We start from the raw sequence: 18,104 nt of genomic DNA, 5'->3' as shown, positions 1-18,104 counted from the left end.
GTTCAGTCGGGGATCTCCGGCTCGACCAGCCTTGCCAGTTGCAGCAGCGATTCCTGCCAGCCCAGGTAGCACATTTCCGTGGGGATGACCTCGGGTATGCCTTCCTGCACGGCGGTGAGTTCGGTGCCGCAGGCGACCGGGCGCAGCGAGATGGTGACGTGCATGGCGCCGGGCAGGTTCGGGTCGTCGAACTGGTCCGTGTAGCGGATCTTCTCGAACGGGACCAGTTCCAGGTATTCGCCGCCGAACGAATGGCCGTGGCCGGTGCCGAAGTTGCGGAACGACATCTTGAAGCTGCCGCCGACCTTGGCCTCCATGTGGTGGACCTGGCAGGTGAAGCCATAGGGCGGCAGCCACTTGGCGAGCGCGTCGGGTTCCAGGAAGGCGCGGTAGACGCGCTCCGGGGGGGCGCGCAGGACGCGGTGCAATTGAACGGTTCCGGTAGTCATGGTGGTTCGCCTCTCAGAGTGGGGGATGTATTGCTACGACGATCCGGCCGCGCCGATATCGACATGCGCGCGGCTAGGGAAAACCCTTGGTCTGGCGCGCCGGGCCGCTCAGGTATGCGCACAACATATCCGCCATGGCGTCGGCGTAGGCCGCGATCTGCGCCGGCGTGCGCGGGCTTTCGGAGAACTGCTTGCCGGCCGCGGCGAGCGTCGTCATCACCAGGTCGCCGGCCAGGGTCCGGCCGGCTTCGGCCGTGTCGGGCAAGACTTCCCGCATGAAGGCCTGCACGGCGCGCGCGCCCGACGCCCTGGCCGCGCGTGCCTCCGGGGCGTCGCGATACAGCGGCGCGGCATCGTTCAGCGCCACCCGCATGGCGGCCTCGTCGCATTCGGAGCGAATGAAAGCATGCACCAGCCGGCGCAGCCGGTCGAGCGGCGGTTGCCGGACATCTTCCAGGATGCCGCACAGCAGCTCGGTGGTCTGCCGCCATTCGTCGCTTTGCAGCCGGAACAGAATAGCGGCTTTGTTGGGGAAGTACTGGTAAAGCGAGCCGATGCTGACGCCCGCCTTCTCGGCCACGCGCGCCGTGGTGAAGCGCTGCGCGCCTTCCCGGGCCAGAACCTGAGTAGCAGCCTGCAGGATCGTCGCGACCAGCTCCGTCGAGCGGGCCTGTTTGGGCTGTTTGCGCGGGGAAATACGGGTGCTGCGGCGTTCGGTCATGGGGGGCGCGGAATGCGAATAGTAAAACGCGAATAATTAGTCGTATTCTAGTCCGGCACATGGATGCGCTCAATTCCCTGTTGGAGAACTGCATGACCACCCTGACCACTGCCCCTGTCGCCCCGCTGCTGGAACGCCTGTTCGCCCAAGCGGACGCGGCATTGCCGGCTACCCGCGCGGCATTCGCCGACCTGTCCGAGGACGAGCAGGCGCGCCTGATGCGCAGCAAGACGGATTACCTCGACCTCTACCGGCGCCTGAAGGACGTGCCGCTGCCCGTTTCGCGCGAAGCGGGGCGGCTGTTGTACCTGCTGGCGCGCGGCTGCGGCGCGCGCAGCATCGTCGAGTTCGGCGCTTCGTTCGGGATTTCCACCCTGCACCTGGCCGCCGCGCTGCGGGACAACGGCGGCGGCCGCCTGATCACCACTGAATTCGAACCGGCCAAGGCGGCGCGGGCGCGCGAGCACCTGGCGGCCGGCGGCTTGTCCGACCTGGTGGAGCTGCGCGAAGGCGACGCGCTGGAGACATTGCGCGAGGACCTGCCGCAGACCATCGACCTGCTGCTGCTGGACGGCGCCAAGGCGCTGTATCCGGACGTGCTGGAGCGGGTCGAGAGCCGCCTGCGGCCCGGCGCGTTCATCGTGGCCGACAATGCCGACCATAGTCCCGACTATCTGGCGCGGGTGCGGTCGCCGGCGCGCGGCTACCTGTCGGTGCCGTTCGCGGCGGACATCGAATTGTCCGTGCGGCTGGGCTGACGCCGGCCGCCGGCCCGTGGCGGCCTGGCGGAGAGCCGATAAAATCGGCCATTCCCCTTGTACGCCGCGCGCCGCCGAGGAGCCGCCCATGGCCCGTACCGACCCGCACAACCTCTCGCGCTACTGGTGGGATCGGCACACCCCGGGCCTGAGCCTGATGTGCGCCGATTTCACCACCCAGGCATATCCGCCGCATACTCATGACGGCTTCGTGATCGCCGTCACCGAAGCGGGCGGCTCGGTGATAAAGAGCCGCGGCGTGGTGGAAGAAGCGCGTTCCTCCACATTGTTCGTCTTCAACCCGGCCGAGGCGCACGCCGGCTGGATGGGGCACAGCGAGCGCTGGCGCTACCGCTCGTTCTATCTGACCCAGTCGGCGATCGACGCGGTGGCGCGCGGCCTGGGCGTGGCCGAGGTTCCGTATTTCACCCGCAACAGGTTCGGCGACGCCGACCTGGTCGACGGCTTCCTGGCGCTGCACCGCGCGCTGGAAGACGGCCGCGACTTGTTCCGCGAGCGGGAATTGCTGGTGTCCACTTTCGGGCGCCTGTATCGCCGCCATGGCAGCGGCGGCGGGCGCATCGAGGCGCCGCCGCGCGACCGGGCCTTGCTGCGCCTGGTCACCGATCTGGTCCACCAGCGCCATGCCGAAGACCTGCGGCTGGAGGACCTGAGCGCGGCCGCCGGGTTGACGCCGTTCCAGCTCATCGGCCTGTTCAAGCGCGGCGTCGGCATGACGCCGCACGCCTACCTGGTGCAGGCGCGCCTGAAGCGCGCGTGCCATTACTTGCGGCGCGGCATGCCCATCGCGCAAGTCGCCGGCGCTACCGGCTTCTACGACCAGAGCGCGCTGACGCGGCATTTCAAGCGCTGCTACGGTATCACCCCGCTGCAATTCGCGCGGGCCGCGCAGCACGGCGGCCGGCCCGCCTGAGGGGCGCGTGCCGGACTGCGCGGCCGCCGCAATTTTCGCCAATACGCGCGCCGCGCGCCGGGCCATACTGCCGCGAGTCATTGCCATGGACGCCATCATGCCCGCACGCGCTTTCTATCACGAGAACCCCGCTACCCTGATGCTCGAATCCAGCGTCGTCGACGCCCGGCCGGGCCGCGTCCTGCTGGCCGAGTCGCCGTTCTACCCCGGCGGCGGCGGCCAGCCGGCCGACCGCGGCCTGCTGCGCTGGCGTGGCGGCGAAGCGGCCGTCGCCGGCTTCGAGCTCATCGACGGGCAGACCTGGATCCTGCTGGCCGATCCCGCCGCCGAGCTGGACGGCGCGGTGCAGGCCCAGGTCGATCCGGACCTGCGCCAGATGATGCGCGAGCTGCACACCGGCACCCACATCCTCAATGCTCTCGTGTTCCAGGCTTTCGACGGCGCCCTGGTGACCGGGGTGCAGATGAGCGACGACGGCACCGCCCGGATGGATTTCGACCTGCCCGGCGCGGACAACGAGCGCATCCGCGCCATCGAAGGCGCCCTCAACGACGCGATCAGGCAGAACCTGCCGGTGCGCGATGTCTACGTACCGCTGGACGAGGCCCGGCGGGAACACGGCCTGATCCGTTCCAAGTCGGTCGCGCCGCCGCCGTCGGCCGATGGCCGGATCCGCATCGTCGACATCGTCGGGCTGGACCGCCAGGCCTGCGGCGGGACGCACCTGAGCGAGACAGGCGCCTCGCGGCCGCTCCGGATCCTGAAGATCGACAACAAGGGCCGCCATAACCGCCGGGTGCGCATCGGGCTGGTGAACCCATGAGCCAGGGCCATATGCAACCGGGACTCGCCGCCGCGCCGCGTGCCCGGCTGCGCCGCACGCTGGGGTTGTGCAGCGCGGTCGCGCTGGGCGTGGGCGGCACGATAGGCGGCGGCATCTTCGTGCTGGTGGGGCACACCGCCGCGGTGGCCGGCCCGGCGGCGCTGCTGGCTTTCGCGCTGGCCTTCGTGGCCGGCTTGCTGATCGCCTTGCCCTACGCCGAACTGGCCTGCCGCTATCCGGAAGCGGGCGGCGGCTATGCCTTCGTGCGCGCGGTGCTGGGGCGCGGCTGGGGCTTCATGATGGGCTGGGTCTTCTGGGGCGCCTATTTGTTCGTCAGCGGCTACGTCACGCTGGGCTTCGGCGGCTATTTGCAGGCGCTCACCGGTATCCCGGCGCTGTGGGGCGCGGTCGGCCTGGTGATCGCCTGCGCGCTGGTCAATGTCGCCGGCGTCAGGCTGTCGGGGCAGGTGCAAGTGGCGGTGATGCTGCTGGCGCTGGCCGGCCTGCTGGGCTTTGCCCTGGCCGGCCTGCCGTCGGTCGACCCGGCGCGGTTCGAGCCGTGGCTGCCGAACGGGCCGGGCGGCCTGCTCGCCGCTGCGCTGACGGCGTTCCTGGCCTTCGGCGGCTTCGACATGGTGGCGGCGGCCGGCGAAGAAGTCGAGCAGCCGGAACGCAACTTGCCGCGGGCCATCCTGGCGACGCTGGCGCTGGTGCTGTTCGTTTATCTGCTGGTGGTGCTGGTCGCGCTCGGCACCCTGGGCTGGCGCGAACTGGGGGCGTCGGCCGCGCCCCTGAGCGCCGCCGCCACGCAATTTCTCGGGCCGGCGGGCGGCAAGCTGATCGCCGCGGTGGCGGTGTGCACGACTGCCGCGACCGCCAATGCCGTGCTGGTGGTGACCTCGCGCATCAGCTTCGCCATGGCGCGCGACGGCCTGCTGCCCGCCGCGCTGGCGCGCGTCAGCCCGGCGACCGGCGCGCCATGGGCGGCGGTGCTGGTGTGCGCGGCCATACTGGCCCTGGTCGCCGCGTTGGGCAGCCTGCGCCTGGCGACGGCGGTGGGCGGGTTCCTGTACGTGGCGCATTTCCTGCCGCCGCTGCTGGTGCTGCTCAAGCTGCGCCAGCGCGGCGGGCCGCCGCCCGCCTTCCGCATGCCGTGCCCGGCGCTGCTGCTGCCGCTGGCCTTCGCCATGTCGCTGGTGATGCTGGTGTCCAGCGGGTGGATCGGGCTGCTGGGCGGCCTGGCGTGGATTGCGCTGGGCGGGGTGTTGCAGCATCTGGGCTCGATGGGGCGCGCAGGCCCGAAGCCGCTTTGAGCGCGGCGGCGGGGAGGGCGCGCCGTCAATCCTCCGGCACGTAGATCATGCGCCCATCTTCCAGCCGGTAGGTGATGCCCGCGCGCGAGCCTTGACCCTGCCCCATCTCGCCGCTGGCTTCGTAGCGGGTCAGTTCCTGGCCGTCCTTGATGGTGATGCGCATGTCGGACTCGCCGGGGTTTTCCACCACCACGACCTTGTCCCGGGAGAACGGGTTGAGCGGGTTCTGCGCGATGGCCACCATCAGCATGCCGATGATGACGAGGAACAGGTCGATCAGGTTGACCACCGACAGCATCGGGTCGTGGCCGTCTTCGTCGTCCAGGAAGCGCATCAGGCCTGCCCTCCCGCCTGCCGCTGGCGCTCCAGTTCGCGCAGGTCTTGCAGCAGCCAGCGCCGGCGGATGGTCAGGATGAAGAAGCAGATGCTGGCCGCCAGCAGCGCCAGGATCACCGACGAAAACGCCGCCACCATGTTCTTGCCCACGGCGGCGGCGTCGTTTTCGCCCAGCGCCAGCAACGCCGGGCCCATGGGGATCATGGTGGCGATCAGGCCCAGCATGGGCGCCGAGCGCGACACGATGCGCAGCCATTCGAGCTGTTTCATGATCCACAATTCCAGGTCGTCGCTGGCGACCGGCGGCGCGGCGGGCCGTTGGCCCTCCGCCGCGCGCGGCGCGCCGTGGCCGGCGAAGCGGAACAGCGCGCGCGCATGCGATGGCCGGCGGCGCTGCCACGCCTCCACGGCGAAGGCGCCCAGCATGGCCAGGGCGTAGGCCAGGGCCGCGGCGATCAGCAGCATGACCGGCACGAGGAACACGCGGGACAAGGTGTAGAGCAGGATTTCGATATCGGCGAGGGCAGTCATCGGCGGACGGTTCCATATGTGGTGGTCGAGCGGGGTGGCGAGCGGTAGCGCATGGCCTGCCGCAAGGCCCCGCCGCAGAACAGCAGCAGCATGAGCGCCAGCAGCCAGGGCAGCGCCGGGTCGTCGCGCGGCCGGGCGGCGTCGACGGGCTCCAGCACCTGGCCCTGCACCGGCTCGGCGGCCGGCGGGGTGGCGGGATCCGGCGGCGTGTGCGCGCCGGCCGCGCCAGCGTCGGCGGCGGGCGCCTGAGCCAGGCCGAAGCCCTGCGCCATGTCGGCGATGTATTGCCGCGTGAGCGCCGCGCCGCTGTCCACCCCGAATTGTTGCGCGAGTTCCTGCCAGCGCTGCGCCAGGGCCTGCCGGGTAGCCGCCGGCGCGTCCCAGTAACCCTTGCGGATGGCTTCGGCCATGCGCTCCAGTACTTGCGCCTGGGCGGTGGGATTGTGCGCCTCGAACCAGGCGCGCGTGCCCAGGCCGCGGGTGTCGGCCACGTAGGTGTCGAACAGCGCTTGCCACTGGTCGTCACGCACGGTGGAGGGATCCATCGCCTGCCAGCCGAACAGGTTGTTGGTGGCGTTGAGCACCTGCAGGGTGCCCGCGTAGCCCTCCTGCTGCATGGCGGCGATCCATTGCGGATTGAGATAGCGGGTGCGCAGCTCGTCGGCCAGGAAGCGGGCGAGCCCGGTGGTGGCGATCCGGCTGGTGCGCAGGTCCGAGACCAGCAGCTGCGGCGCCCGGCCGTCGACATGCCGGATGGCCGCCGACAGGCCGCCCAGGAATTCGAACGGATGGTCGGTGGACAGCACGCCGTGCAGGTTGGAGGAGCGCGACATGATCACCGCCTGGGCGCCGCGCAACTGTTCGGCCAGCAAATTGGCGCCGGCCGGGTCGGCGCCCCAGTCGTGGCGTCCGTATGCATGCCGGCTGCTGGCCAGGAACTGCCGCGCCAGCTCGGCATCGTCGTTCCATTCGGTGGAGCGCAGCGCCAGGCCCGGCACGCCGGTGCCGTATTGGCCCGGGGCGTTGCCGAAGATGCGGTAGCGGGCCGCCGCGGCGGCTTGCGCGTCGGACATGCCCTGCTGCCGCAGCGCGCCGGCGATGCGCTGGTTGTTCGCGGCGAGCGGATTGCCCGGCTCGTCCAGTTCCGCCAGCTTGGCCAGCGCGTCGTCGAGCAGGCGCATGAAACTGTCGAACTGGTCGCGGTAGACGCCGGTCACCTGCACCACCACATCGACGCGCGGCCGGCCCAGTTCGGCGGCGGGAATGATCTCCAGCGCGGTGACGCGCCCGCCGGCATCCCAGACCGGGCGCAGGCCGAGCGCGTGCAGGATCTGCGCTTCGGTCACGCCCAGGTGCCGGATCGCTTCCGAGGCCCACAGGCTGAAGGCCAGCTTGCGCGGCCAGGCGCCTTCGTGCTCCGCGCGGAAGGCCTGCACGACTTGCGCGTAGGCGGTCGCGGCCGATTCGTAGGCTGCCCTGGCCGGAATCTTGTCGGCTTCGAACGCGTACAAGTTGCGGCCGCTGCGCGCTTCCGGATTGCGGACCGGGTCGCCGCCGGCGCCGGGCGCCACGAAGCGGCCCGCCAGGCCTGCCAGCAGGGCCTCATGTTCCTGCGTGTCTTGCAGGCGCTGGTCGAGCTCGCGCGCCCGCGCGGCGAATGCCGACCAATCGGGCGGCAGCGCCTGCGCCGCGCCGGGGTCCAGCATCTGCGAGACTGCCCGATACGGCGCGCTGTCGCGCAGCGCGGCCGGGTCGGCGGCGTACAGCTCTTCCTGTTCGACGCCCAGCGCCTGGTAAAAGGCCGGGCCCAGTTGCTGCATGATGGTGCTGACACGGTGCGCCGGCTCGGCCGGCATGCCGAAAGTATGCAGGCCGAGCGGCATGGCGGTGCGCGCCAGTTCGTGCAGATGATCGTGCAATGCCAGCAGGAAGCCGTCGAAGTCCTGCTCGGCTTGTGGCTCGGTCCAGCCGAGGTCCTGGTGCAGCTGCGCGGCGACCGCCATGGCGCGGATCTGCGCGCCGGCGCGCGCGCGCACCATGCCGTCGTCGAGTTGCTGGTATTCATGGATCAACTGGTGCAGATCGCGCAGCTGGTCGTAGAGGCCCGCGGGGGCGAACGGCGGCGTCTGGTGGCTGATGGTCACCGCGCGGCCGCGCCGCTTGGCCTGGATGGCCTCGCCGACATTGTCCTGGATGTATGGATAGAAGACCGGCATGGCGCCGGCCGCCAGCCAGGGGTAGTCGTCGGCGGCCAGGCCGCGGTCCTTGCCGGGCAGCCATTCCTGCGTGCCATGAGTGCCCAGGTGGATCAGGGCGTGGGCGGCGTACTGCTGTTGCAGGTACAGATAGGCCGCCATGTAGAGATGGTCGGGCGCGCTGGCGGTGTCGTGGTAGTGGCCCGCCGCATCGGCGCCGCGCGGCATCTGCGGCATGATCAGCAGGCGCCCGAGCTGCCAGCGCGGGATGACGAAATACCGCCGGCCGTCGATTTCGCGGACGGCCCGGTGTCGCGCCGGGTCGCCGGCCTGCCGTAGTTCGGCCTGGCGCCGCGGCGGCAGGCCGGCCAGCCATTGCTCGTAGTCGGCCAGCGGATACCGCGCGGCCAGCCCCTCGTCCAGCAGCGCGTCCAGCGGCACGCTGCCGTACAGCGCGCCGAGCATGCGCTGCGCCCGCTCGATCACCTGCTGTTCGGCGACCGGCGCGCCCACCTGGTAGCCGGCGGCCGCCAGGGCGGCCTGCATGGATACGATGCTGCGCGGGATGTTCAGGTGCGAGGCGCCCAGGTTCTTTTCGCCGGCCGGGTAGTTCCAGAACATCAGGGCCAGTTTCTTGTCGGGCGGCGGCGTGTGGCGCAGCGCCGCCAGCCGCTGCAGTTTGGCGATCAGCGCGTCGGCCTGGCCCGGCAGCAGGTGGTGCAGGCCGGCGGTGCTGGCCGACAGCACCAGCGGATCGCTGATGCCCCAGCCTTCGGGCCCGGCCAGGAACAGCGCGGCGGTGCGCGCGGCGACGCCGCTCGGCGCGGCGGGCCAGTCGGCGGCTTCGCCGTCGCGAAAGCGCAGCGTCTGGATGACAGGCACGTCCAGCGCCAGGAAATCGCGGCTGCGCGCCGCGCCGTCCTGCATGTGGGTGAGGTTGACCAGCGCGTCGATGCGGCCCGCGCCCAGCACGCCGGGCAGGCCTCCCGGCGCGGCGGCATCGAACCAGAACACCACCGGCTGCAGGCCCGCCGCTTCGCTGCGCGCGATCAGCTCGTCGACTTCGCCGGTCAGCATGTCGGCCACTACGCCGCGATGCACCAGGAAGGCCACGCGGCCGCGCGGCGGCGCCGCCGCCGGGGCGGCCTGCGCGCGGGCCGCATGCCATTGCAGGTAGGTGTCCAGGTCCTCGAACAGGCGCGGCGCGGCGGGGTGGTAGAAGCCGCTGGGCGGCAGCGCGGCGGGCGGGGCGAGCAGGCTCGGCGCCGGCTCGGCGCCTTGCTGCACGGTCCTGGCCAGCGCGAAGAAGCGGCCGAAATTGCCGGCGCCGCCGGCGGCATACAGTGCCGCCAGCGTGGCGGCGGGGCGCGGCGGCAGCCGCTCCCAGGCGGGGCGGCCGCCGCCCACGACCAGCCATGGCGGCCCGTCGTGCCCGGGAACCCGCCGCAGATGCTGTTGCACCATGGCGCGGTCGCCCGGCCGGGGCGTATCCAGCACCAGCAGCGCCGCGCCGGCGACGGCCTGGCGCAGCGCGGCGGGCGTGGCGCGCTCGACGTCGGTGTGCGCCAGTGCCACGCCCTCGCGGGCGGCAAGCCGCTCCAGGCGCTGGAATTTCTCGGCGGAGACGAAGCCATTGTGCAGCACCTGCACGACCGGCCGCGCCTGCGCGGCGCCGGCCAGGCCGAGCAGGGCCGCCAGCAGCGCCGGCGCGCCGCGGCGCCACAGACGGACAAGATGCAGGGCGGCCATCAGAACCTCGCGGTCAGCCCGGCGAAGTAGCGGCGCCCCTCGTCGGCGCGGCCGTAGACATCGGCATCGTCGTTGGCCAGCCGCTTGTCGGTCAGGTTCTCGATGCCGGCATGCAGGCTGAGGTTGCTGTTGACGTCGTAATCGACGTACCAGTGCAGCAGGGTGTAGCCGGGGCGCTCGCTCTCGGTGGCGGAACGGTACTGCGAGCCGATGTACTCGACCCGCAGGCGGGTGCTCAACTGCTGCAGCGCCGCCCAGGTCAGCGTGGCATTGGCGCGGTGGCGCGAGCGATCCGGCAGGCGCTCGCCGGTCGAGCGGTCGCGGGCATCCAGGTAGGTGTAGTTGGCATCCACGCGCCAATCGGGCAGCAGGTTCGCGCCGGCCGTCAGCTCCATGCCCTTGAGGCGCGCGCGGGCGACGTTCTCGTACTCCAGGCAGACTCGGCGGGGCTCGTAGCAGGTCGGTTGCCGCACCGTCTCGATCAGGTTGCGGACATCGTTGTGGAACAGCGTGGCGCCGGCCGACCAGCCGCGCTGTTGGTATTCCACGCCCAGCTCATAGGACTGGTTGGTCTCGGGCCGCAGGTCCGGATTGCCGCGGATGATGCCGCGCCCGCCCATGGCGGCGCGCGACTCGTACTCGGGCGACAGCTGCTTGAGCGTCGGCGCCTTGAAACCGCGGCCCGCGCCCGCCTTGAAGGTCAGCGCCTGCGTGGGGTGGAACAGCAGATAGGCGCGCGGGCTGGTCTGCCAGCCGAATTCCTCGTGGCGGTCGAAGCGGCTGCCCAGCACCAGTTCCCATTGCTCGCCCAGCCGGATCTCGTCCTGCGCGAACAGCGCGTAATGCGTCAGCGATTGCTTGCCGGCCTGGTTGACGGTGGGATCTTCGAGCGTTTCGCGGCGGGTCTCGGCGCCCAGCGTGAGCCGGTGCGCCCGGCCCGCGGCGAAGCCCACGCGGCCGTCCAGCACGGTGTCGGTGAAGCGGTTGGGGCCGGTCGCGTCGCCGCCGTCGCTGCGGCGCGCGTGGCGGTCCAGCGTGGCCCGGTAGAGCCGCACCTGGCTCTGGCCCCACTGCCAGTCGCCGCTGTGCGAGATGGCATAGCGGCGGCGCCGCACTTCGTTCTCCGCTTCATAGAGGGTGGCGTCGCTGTTGTCGCGGTAGCCTTGCAGGTCTTCATTGCCCGCGTCCACCGACAGGTCGATGCGCTGGCGCGCATCGGGCGTCCAGGTCAGGCCGACGTGGCCGGTGGTGGCGCGCCGTTCGTCGAGCGCCGTCAGCGCGGTATTGCCGGCGTCGCGCAGCGGCGCGCGCCGGTTGAACTCGCCCCAGGCGTTCAGCCCCAGGCGGCCCGGCACGATCGGCCCGCCGATATAGAAGCCGCTCTTGTACTGGTTGCCGTCCAGGCCGTGGTCGTTGACCAGCGCGTAGCCGCTGAACGACCCTTGCCATTCATCGGTGGCCTTGCGCGTGATCACGTTGACCACGCCGCCCAGCGCCTCCGATCCATAGAGCGAGGACATGGGGCCGCGCACCACTTCCACGCGCTCGATGGCCTCGGTGGGCACCCAGCCCAGCTCGAAGTCGGAATGAGCGATGGCGGATGCGGACGCATTGACCCGCTGCCCGTCGACCAGCATGAGGGTGTGCGCGGCGCTCATGCCGCGGATCGAGATGCCGCGCCGGCCCAGGCCGGCGTCCTCCAGGCCGACGCCCACCGTGTCGCGCACGGCATCGGCCAGGTCCAGCACCGGCTGGCGGCGCAGCGCCGCCCCGTCGATTACGGTGACGCTGGCCGGGGCATCGGCGGCCTCGCGTTCGGCGGCGGTGGCGGTCACGACCACTGCCGGCAGGGTGCCGGCATGCTGCGGCGCGGGTGTCGCGCGGGCGCGCCGCTGCGCTTCCGGTTCTTCGGCCCAGGCCGGGCCGCTCAATGCCGTGAGCGCCATCAGGCAGCTTGCAGCGACATCCCGCCGGATGGAGTTGTCGTGGGGTCTGGCTTTCATGGGGCGCATCGGTGCCGGCGGCTTTCTTGCAAAACGTAGAACGTTATAACATTTCTAATTTGGCATCAAGACGCAGGACGCCAGGGCAGCCGGGCGCCGATAAAATCGCCAGACCGTCCAAAAGGAAGAAGAGGAGACCATGAGACCTATCCTTACCCCCGTGTGCCTGGCCGTCGCGCTTGCGCTGGGCGGCACCCCGGCTTACGCGCAGTCCGGCAAGGCGGCCGCGCTGGCCGGGCGGCAGGCCGTCGAGGCGCCGCCGCGCGACGAATTTTTCTGGCTGGGCGAGATCAACAAGGCCACGGCCGTCATCAACGCCGAGCAAGGCCTGCTGGACCGGGCCATGGCGCCGCGCCTGGCGGCCGCGGTGGCGCAAGTGATCCGGGACGGCAACCAGCCCGGCGCCAAGCGTCCCGCCACGGTCATCACTTTCGAGCCGCTGCTGATCAAGGCCGGCGGCATGGACGTGACCCTGCTGCACGCCGGCCGTTCCAGCCAGGACATGCACGCCACTTATCGCGCCGCCATCCTGCGCGACAAGCTGCTGCAACTGGCGGATCGCCTGAACGCCACCTCGGTCACGCTGGTGGAGCTGGCCGCGCGGCACGCCGGCACCGTGGTGCCCAACTACACCAACGGCGTGGCGGCGCAGCCGAATAGCTACGGCCACTATTTGCTGGGCCACGCCGCCGGGCTGGAGCGCGACGCCCAGCGCATCCGCGAGGCCTGCGCCCGTATCGACCGCTCGCCCATGGGCACCACGGTGCTGAACGGCACCAGCTGGCCGCTCGACCGCCAGCGCATGGCGGATTACCTGGGCTTTGCCGGCCTGGTCGAGAACGCCTACGACGCTTCGCAGATTTCCTCCATGGACCAGCCGGTGGAAGTCGGCGCCATCGTCACCGGCATTGCGCTGCACGCCGGCAATTTCATCGAGGACCTGATGACGCAGTACGCGCAGCCGCGTCCGTGGATCCTGCTGCAGGAGGGCGGCGGCAATACCTATGTGTCGAGCGCCATGCCGCAAAAGCGCAACCCCGGCCTGCTCAATTCGACCCGCAGCGACGCGTCGACCGCCATCACCCTGGCGCTGGGGCCGGTGATCCAGACCCACAACATCACGCCGGGCATGAGCGACCCGAAGGACGTGGAGCAGAATTCGGCCATGGTCGACAGCGCGATTACGGTGCTGGCCAAGTGGGACCGCGTGCTGAAGGCGCTGGTGATCAGCCCCGAGCGGGCGCTGGAGGAGCTCAACAGCGACTGGACCGCATCGCAGGAGCTGGCCGACGTGCTGATGCGCAAGTACCGGCTGCCGTTCCGCGAGGGCCATCACTTCGCTTCCGAAGTGGTCAGCCATGCGCGTGCCCAGGGCATCAAGCCGCTCGATTTTCCCTATGCCGAGGCGCAGCGCATCTACGCCGAGACCGTCAAGGGCACCCAGTATCAGCAAGTGCTGCCGATGGACGAGGCGGAGTTCCGCGCCACCCTGGACCCGGTGGCCATCGTGAACAACCGCGCCACCGCCGGCGGCCCGCAGCCGACCGAGATGGAGCGCATGCTGGCCCAGGCGCGCGCCAGGCTGACCGAGCAGGACGCGTGGGTCCAGGCGCGGCGCAAGCACATCGACGCCGCGCTGGCGCGGCTGGATGGCGACTTCGCCAAGCTGGCCGGCGCCGCCAGGCCGGCCGAGTGACCTTGCCGCGGCGGCGCCGGCCTCGCGGCCCGCGCCGCTGCGCGCCTGCGGGCTTCATGTGCGTTGCGTAGAATGAACCGGCGCGAGGAGCGCGCCGCGCCGGTTTCCTGACGAAAATGTCAGCGCACGGTCAGCGCTTCGACCGATACGGCGGCGTAGACTGGCCTCGCGTTGCATCCCGAGCCACTCATTCTTGCGCAAGAGAGCGCCATGCGTGTACTGGTCATCGAAGACGAAGACAAGACGTCTTCCTACATTCTGCGCGGCTTGACGGAGCAGGGTTATACCGTCGACGTCGCGGACACGGGCACCGACGGCCTGCACCTGGCCCTGGAGTTCGACTACGACGCCATCGTGCTGGACCTGATGCTGCCCGGGCTGGACGGCTACGGTGTGCTGGCGCAGCTGCGCCGCCGCAAGGCCACGCCGGTCATCATGCTGTCGGCGCGCGGCGCGGTGGACGACCGGGTGACCGGCCTGCGCAAGGGAGCCGACGACTACCTGCCCAAGCCATTCTCGTTCATCGAGCTGGTGGCGCGCCTGCAGGCGCTGACGCGCCGGTCCTCGGAAGGCAAGGAGCCGACCGCCCTGCAGATCGACGACCTGAGCATCGATTTCCTGGCCCGCAAGGTGGTGCGCGCCGGCCAGCGCCTCGACCTGACCGCCAAGGAGTTCGCCTTGCTGAGCCTGCTGGCGCGCCACCAGGGCGAGGTGCTGTCCAAGCTGATGATCGCCGAGCAGATCTGGGACATGAACTTCGACAGCGACATCAACGTGGTCGAAGTCGCGGTCAAGCGCCTGCGCGCCAAGGTGGACGCGCCGTATTCCCGCAAGCTGCTGCATACCGTGCGCGGCATGGGCTATGTGCTCGAAGACCGGCGTGCCGACCACGTCGCCCCTGCCGCATGAGCCGCGGCCTGCCCATCGCCTGGCGGCTGGTGGCCATGTTCGCCGCGACCGCCGCCGTGGTGTTTTCCGGCGTGGCGTTCTTCCTTTACTGCTATTTGTCCGATTCGGTCCGTGAGCAGGTGCGCGGCGAACTGGAGGTCCACCATACGCTGCTGGATCCGGTGATCGAGGCGCGCCGGTCCGACCGCGAATGGGACCTGGTGCGCCGCAAGCTCGACGGCATGGCCCAGGAGGGCGCGCGCATCCGCTACTGGATCCGCTCGCCGGACGAGCGGTTCTCCTACGGCGGGCCGTTCCTGCTGAAAGAAGGCTCGCGCATGCCCGACACCCCGTTCGGGTTCGTCAAGGTGCGCGAGCCGGCCAAGGTATGGGCGGTGCTGAGCCGCACGATTCCCGCCTACGGCGAACGCCCGCCGATCGAGTTCGTGGTGGCGCTGGACGCTACCGCCTATATCGATACCAAGGAAAAATTCACGCGCGTCATGGGCATCGCCTCGGCCCTGGGCATTCTGCTGGTGGCGGTGCTGGGCTACTGGATCGCCAAGCTCGGGCTGGCGCCGGTGCGCCGCCTCGGCCAGCAGGCCAACAGCCTGCCGCCCGGCAACCCGCGCGAGCGGCTGGACGTGGCCGGCCTGCCGCCGGAGATCCGCGAGCTGGCCGTGTCGTTCAACAACGCGCTGGAGCGCCGCGAGGCCGCGTGGCTGCAGCTGGAAGGCTTCAATGCCGACGTCGCGCACGAGCTGCGCACGCCTCTGACCAACCTGATCGGCCAGACGCAGGTGGCGCTGGCCCGCGAGCGCGACCTGGGCGCCTTGCAGGATCTGCTCGAATCCAACCTGGAGGAACTCGAGCGCATGAGCAGCATCGTCAACGACATGCTGTTCCTGTCCTGCGCCGAGAACGGGCACCGCGCGGCCGAGCTGAGCGAGGTGTCGCTGCATGAGGAGGCGTGCAAGACGGTCGAGTATGTCGAGGACGCGTTCGCGGAGCGGGGCGTGGCGCTGCGCGTGCAGGGCGAGACCACCGCCAGGGTGGACAAGCGGCTGTTCCACCGCGCGCTGGCCAACCTGCTGTCCAACAGCGCGCGCTATGCCCGCGGCGGCACCGCCGTGGTTGTGTCGATCGAGCCGCAGGGCGACCAGGTCTGGGTATCCGTGTCGAACCAGGGCGAGCCGATCCCGCCCGAGCAGCAAGCCCGCCTGTTCGAACGCTTTTATCGCGGCGACGCGGCGCGCACGCGCAGCGGCGTGCATCACGGGCTGGGCCTGTCGATCGTGCGCGCGATCGCCTCCATGCATGGCGGCCGCGTGTTCGTGCGCAGCGCAGACGGCGTCAATACCTTCGGTTTTTCCCTGTCCCGATCCAGCTGAACCGGTGAACCCATGAACCAGCGTCCCCACGGCAAGCAGCAGTCCTTGATCATCCAGGCAGACGGCGCGCTGGCCGGTGCGGCGGGGCCCATGCGCGCGCCCGCGGCTGGCGCGGCCAAGCCGGATGGCGTGCTGTCGGTCTTCGACGCCGTCACCATCATGGTCGGGCTGGTGGTCGGCGTGGGCATCTTCAAGACGCCGTCGATCGTGGCCGCCAATGTCGGCTCGGAATGGTCCTTCATCCTGGTGTGGGTCGCCGGCGGCCTGGTCACGCTGGTGGGCGCGCTGTGCTATGCGGAACTGTCGGCCGCCCATCCGCATGCGGGCGGCGAATACCATTTCCTGTCGCGCGCCTATGGCCGGCCGGTCGCCATGCTGTTCGGCTGGGCCCGCTGCACCGTGATCCAGACCGGCGCCATCGCCGGGGTCGCCTTCATGCTGGGCGACTACGTGGCGCAGCTGTTTCCGCTGGGGCCATACGGCGCGGCCATCTACGCCGCGCTGGCGGTATGCATTTTCACCGGCATCAACGTCGTGGGGACGGCGGAGGGCAAGTCCTTGCAAGTGGCGGTGACCTTGATCGAGATCGCCGCGCTGGCCGCGGTGATCCTGTTCGGACTGTTCGGCGCGCCGGACGGCGGCGCGGCGCCCGTCCCGGCGGCGGCGCCGGAGACCACGGCGCTCGGGGTGGCGATGATCTTCGTCCTGCTGACCTACGGCGGCTGGAACGAGGCGGCCTACCTGACCGGCGAGCTGCGGGACGCGCCGCGCAACATCGCGCGCGTGCTGACGCTGGGCACATTGATCCTGGTGACGCTCTACACCCTCGCCAACCTGGCGCTGCTGTCGATCCTCGGGCTGGACGGCCTGCGCGGCTCCGAGGCGGTCGCCGCCGACATGATGCGGCGGGTCGCCGGGCCGGCCGGCGAAGTCATCGTCACGCTGGCGGTGGTGGTGGCGGCGGTCTCGACGCTGAACGCCACCATTTTCACTGGCGCCAGGGTGTTCTACGCCATGGCCCAGGACCTGTCGGTGATGCGCTGGATGGCGATCTGGAACGGCCGCGGCAAGAACCCGGCCAATGGGCAGATCGCCCAGGCGGCGATTGCGCTGGCGCTGATCGCCATGGGCGCGGTGACGCGCGACGGCTTCAAGGCGATGGTCGACTACACCGCGCCGGTGTTCTGGGGCTTCCTGCTGCTGGTGGGCGTGGCGCTGTTCGTGCTGCGCCGGCGTTATCCGGGGCGCGAGCTGCCGTACCGCGTGCCGCTGTATCCCTTCACGCCCATCCTGTTCTGCCTGACATGTTCTTACATGCTGTATGCCAGCATCGCCCATACCGGCGTGGCGGCGCTGGCCGGGCTGGCGGTGCTGGCCCTTGGTACGCCGATCCTGCTGTTCACGAGGAAGGCGGGAGACGACGCCGCGACCGCGGCTCCGCACACCGATATTGCCCGTGGCAATGACTACCCCCGATAGGAGAGTGTGATGCAGACGTTGCAAAAGTCCATTGTTTCCGCCGTGATCTGCGCGCTGGCCTGGCATGGCGGCGCGGCGGCCCAGGCCAGCGCAGGCGCGGCCGCCACCTACGAGCCGACGGTCGGCCAGTCGGGCAAGGACGTGGTGTGGGTGCCCACGCCCCAGGCGCTGGTCGACCGCATGCTGGACATGGCGAAACTCACCCCCGAGGACCGCCTGGTCGACCTGGGCTCGGGCGACGGCCGCACGGTGATCACCGCCGCCAAGCGCGGCGCCACGGCGCGCGGCATCGAGTTCAACCCCGACATGGTGGCGCTGGCCCGCCGCGCGGCCGAGGCCGAAGGCGTGACCCAGCGCGCCCGCTTCGAACAGGCGGACATTTTCGAATCGGATTTCTCCGAGGCGACGGTCATCACCCTGTTCCTGCTGCCCTCCCTCAACGTCAAGCTGCGCCCGACGCTGCTGGACATGAAGCCGGGCACCCGCATCGTCTCCAACTCGTTCACGATGGGGGACTGGCAGCCCGACGAATCGGTGCAGGCCGCCGACGACTGCTCGGCGTACTGCAGCGCCTACAAATGGGTGGTGCCGGCCAAGGTCGCCGGCACCTGGAGGCTGGACGGCAAGGAGCTGGTGCTGGACCAGACCTACCAGGTGCTGTCCGGGTCGCTGCGCGAGGGAGAACAGGTCACGCCCATCAGCGATGCGCGGATGGACGGCAGCACGATCCGCTTCACCGTGGGCTCGCAGCGCTACACGGGGCAAGTGTCGGGCGACGCGATGCAGGGCACCACGGACGGCAAGGCGTCCTGGAAGGCCACGCTGGCCTCGCGCTAGC

15 protein-coding genes are annotated in these 18,104 nt (G+C 70.4%); 9 read left to right on the top strand and 6 right to left on the bottom strand.

Translation table 11 applies throughout. The annotated features are described in order from the left end of the window. Nucleotides 1-2: 2 nt before the first annotated feature. Both CAL24_RS18580 and CAL24_RS18575 read right to left on the bottom strand, forming a co-directional pair. A complete protein-coding gene (locus CAL24_RS18580) occupies nucleotides 3-449 on the bottom strand; it encodes an SRPBCC family protein (protein ID WP_028352518.1) in 447 nt (148 codons plus the stop codon). Between the two features lie 73 nt (nucleotides 450-522). Then, nucleotides 523-1,170, bottom strand: coding sequence for a TetR family transcriptional regulator (locus CAL24_RS18575; RefSeq protein WP_094807531.1), 648 nt, complete (start codon nucleotides 1,168-1,170; stop codon nucleotides 523-525). A gap of 92 nt (nucleotides 1,171-1,262) precedes the next feature. Between CAL24_RS18575 and CAL24_RS18570 the strand changes: the two genes are divergently transcribed. The 4 genes from CAL24_RS18570 to CAL24_RS18555 all read left to right on the top strand — a co-directional run bounded on the left by CAL24_RS18570 (nucleotide 1,263) and on the right by CAL24_RS18555 (nucleotide 4,998). Beyond that, a complete protein-coding gene (locus CAL24_RS18570) occupies nucleotides 1,263-1,928 on the top strand; it encodes an O-methyltransferase (RefSeq protein ID WP_094807530.1) in 666 nt (221 codons plus the stop codon). Between the two features lie 88 nt (nucleotides 1,929-2,016). Next, nucleotides 2,017-2,862: a helix-turn-helix domain-containing protein gene (locus tag CAL24_RS18565; RefSeq protein WP_094807529.1), complete on the top strand. Its 846-nt coding sequence runs from the start codon at nucleotides 2,017-2,019 to the stop codon at nucleotides 2,860-2,862. Between the two features lie 97 nt (nucleotides 2,863-2,959). Next, on the top strand, nucleotides 2,960-3,685 hold the full coding sequence (locus CAL24_RS18560) for an alanyl-tRNA editing protein (RefSeq protein ID WP_212591739.1): 726 nt from the start codon (nucleotides 2,960-2,962) through the stop codon (nucleotides 3,683-3,685). Between the two features lie 11 nt (nucleotides 3,686-3,696). Next, complete coding sequence (locus tag CAL24_RS18555) at nucleotides 3,697-4,998, top strand: APC family permease (RefSeq protein ID WP_094807528.1); 1,302 nt, start codon at nucleotides 3,697-3,699, stop codon at nucleotides 4,996-4,998. 25 nt (nucleotides 4,999-5,023) lie between these two features. On the opposite strand, the gene CAL24_RS18550 is transcribed toward CAL24_RS18555, so the two are convergent. Genes CAL24_RS18550 through CAL24_RS18535 form a run of 4 tightly spaced genes read right to left on the bottom strand, consistent with a single transcriptional unit; the run spans nucleotide 5,024 to nucleotide 11,812 of the window. Continuing rightward, complete coding sequence (locus tag CAL24_RS18550; RefSeq protein WP_028352513.1) at nucleotides 5,024-5,332, bottom strand: DUF2149 domain-containing protein; 309 nt, start codon at nucleotides 5,330-5,332, stop codon at nucleotides 5,024-5,026. Beyond that, nucleotides 5,332-5,865: a MotA/TolQ/ExbB proton channel family protein gene (locus CAL24_RS18545; RefSeq protein WP_028352512.1), complete on the bottom strand. Its 534-nt coding sequence runs from the start codon at nucleotides 5,863-5,865 to the stop codon at nucleotides 5,332-5,334. Before CAL24_RS18545 ends, CAL24_RS18550 begins: the two co-directional genes overlap by 1 nt. Further along, entirely contained in the window at nucleotides 5,862-9,809 is a 3,948-nt protein-coding gene (cobN, locus tag CAL24_RS18540) for a cobaltochelatase subunit CobN (RefSeq protein WP_094807527.1), read from the bottom strand. The genes CAL24_RS18545 and cobN overlap by 4 nt, the downstream gene beginning before the upstream one ends. After that, nucleotides 9,809-11,812, bottom strand: coding sequence for a TonB-dependent receptor domain-containing protein (locus CAL24_RS18535; RefSeq protein WP_094807526.1), 2,004 nt, complete (start codon nucleotides 11,810-11,812; stop codon nucleotides 9,809-9,811). The genes cobN and CAL24_RS18535 overlap by 1 nt, the downstream gene beginning before the upstream one ends. Before the next feature lie 139 nt (nucleotides 11,813-11,951). Between CAL24_RS18535 and CAL24_RS18530 the strand changes: the two genes are divergently transcribed. The 5 genes from CAL24_RS18530 (at nucleotide 11,952) to CAL24_RS18510 (ending at nucleotide 18,103) form a co-directional block, all read left to right on the top strand. Further along, nucleotides 11,952-13,508, top strand: a complete 1,557-nt coding sequence (locus tag CAL24_RS18530; RefSeq protein ID WP_094807525.1) for an argininosuccinate lyase — start codon at nucleotides 11,952-11,954, stop codon at nucleotides 13,506-13,508. Between the two features lie 210 nt (nucleotides 13,509-13,718). After that, nucleotides 13,719-14,417 carry a heavy metal response regulator transcription factor gene (locus tag CAL24_RS18525; RefSeq protein WP_028352508.1) on the top strand — a complete coding sequence of 233 codons (699 nt, stop codon included), beginning with the start codon at nucleotides 13,719-13,721 and terminating at the stop codon, nucleotides 14,415-14,417. Then, nucleotides 14,414-15,787 carry a heavy metal sensor histidine kinase gene (locus tag CAL24_RS18520; RefSeq protein WP_028352507.1) on the top strand — a complete coding sequence of 458 codons (1,374 nt, stop codon included), beginning with the start codon at nucleotides 14,414-14,416 and terminating at the stop codon, nucleotides 15,785-15,787. Before CAL24_RS18525 ends, CAL24_RS18520 begins: the two co-directional genes overlap by 4 nt. A 90-nt stretch (nucleotides 15,788-15,877) precedes the next feature. Beyond that, nucleotides 15,878-17,266, top strand: coding sequence for an APC family permease (locus tag CAL24_RS18515; RefSeq protein ID WP_051439259.1), 1,389 nt, complete (start codon nucleotides 15,878-15,880; stop codon nucleotides 17,264-17,266). A gap of 9 nt (nucleotides 17,267-17,275) precedes the next feature. Next, nucleotides 17,276-18,103, top strand: a complete 828-nt coding sequence (locus CAL24_RS18510; protein ID WP_094807524.1) for an SAM-dependent methyltransferase — start codon at nucleotides 17,276-17,278, stop codon at nucleotides 18,101-18,103. Nucleotide 18,104 lies beyond the last annotated feature (1 nt).

The organism is Bordetella genomosp. 2 (assembly GCF_002261345.1).
Taxonomy (GTDB): domain Bacteria; phylum Pseudomonadota; class Gammaproteobacteria; order Burkholderiales; family Burkholderiaceae_B; genus Bordetella_A.
Note: the sequence above shows the minus strand (reverse complement) of the source record. Positions and strands in the feature narration are given on the sequence as shown.

Coding starts and splice junctions, on each gene's coding strand:
- CAL24_RS18565 (WP_094807529.1), top strand. CDS start 2,017: ATGGCCCGTACCGACCCGCACAACCTCTCGCGCTACTGGTGGGATCGG.
- CAL24_RS18570 (WP_094807530.1), top strand. CDS start 1,263: ATGACCACCCTGACCACTGCCCCTGTCGCCCCGCTGCTGGAACGCCTG.
- CAL24_RS18580 (WP_028352518.1), bottom strand. CDS start 449: ATGACTACCGGAACCGTTCAATTGCACCGCGTCCTGCGCGCCCCCCCG.
- CAL24_RS18555 (WP_094807528.1), top strand. CDS start 3,697: ATGCAACCGGGACTCGCCGCCGCGCCGCGTGCCCGGCTGCGCCGCACG.
- CAL24_RS18575 (WP_094807531.1), bottom strand. CDS start 1,170: ATGACCGAACGCCGCAGCACCCGTATTTCCCCGCGCAAACAGCCCAAA.
- CAL24_RS18535 (WP_094807526.1), bottom strand. CDS start 11,812: ATGAAAGCCAGACCCCACGACAACTCCATCCGGCGGGATGTCGCTGCA.
- CAL24_RS18545 (WP_028352512.1), bottom strand. CDS start 5,865: ATGACTGCCCTCGCCGATATCGAAATCCTGCTCTACACCTTGTCCCGC.
- CAL24_RS18510 (WP_094807524.1), top strand. CDS start 17,276: ATGCAGACGTTGCAAAAGTCCATTGTTTCCGCCGTGATCTGCGCGCTG.
- cobN (WP_094807527.1), bottom strand. CDS start 9,809: ATGGCCGCCCTGCATCTTGTCCGTCTGTGGCGCCGCGGCGCGCCGGCG.
- CAL24_RS18550 (WP_028352513.1), bottom strand. CDS start 5,332: ATGCGCTTCCTGGACGACGAAGACGGCCACGACCCGATGCTGTCGGTG.
- CAL24_RS18515 (WP_051439259.1), top strand. CDS start 15,878: ATGCGCGCGCCCGCGGCTGGCGCGGCCAAGCCGGATGGCGTGCTGTCG.
- CAL24_RS18525 (WP_028352508.1), top strand. CDS start 13,719: ATGCGTGTACTGGTCATCGAAGACGAAGACAAGACGTCTTCCTACATT.
- CAL24_RS18530 (WP_094807525.1), top strand. CDS start 11,952: ATGAGACCTATCCTTACCCCCGTGTGCCTGGCCGTCGCGCTTGCGCTG.
- CAL24_RS18560 (WP_212591739.1), top strand. CDS start 2,960: ATGCCCGCACGCGCTTTCTATCACGAGAACCCCGCTACCCTGATGCTC.
- CAL24_RS18520 (WP_028352507.1), top strand. CDS start 14,414: ATGAGCCGCGGCCTGCCCATCGCCTGGCGGCTGGTGGCCATGTTCGCC.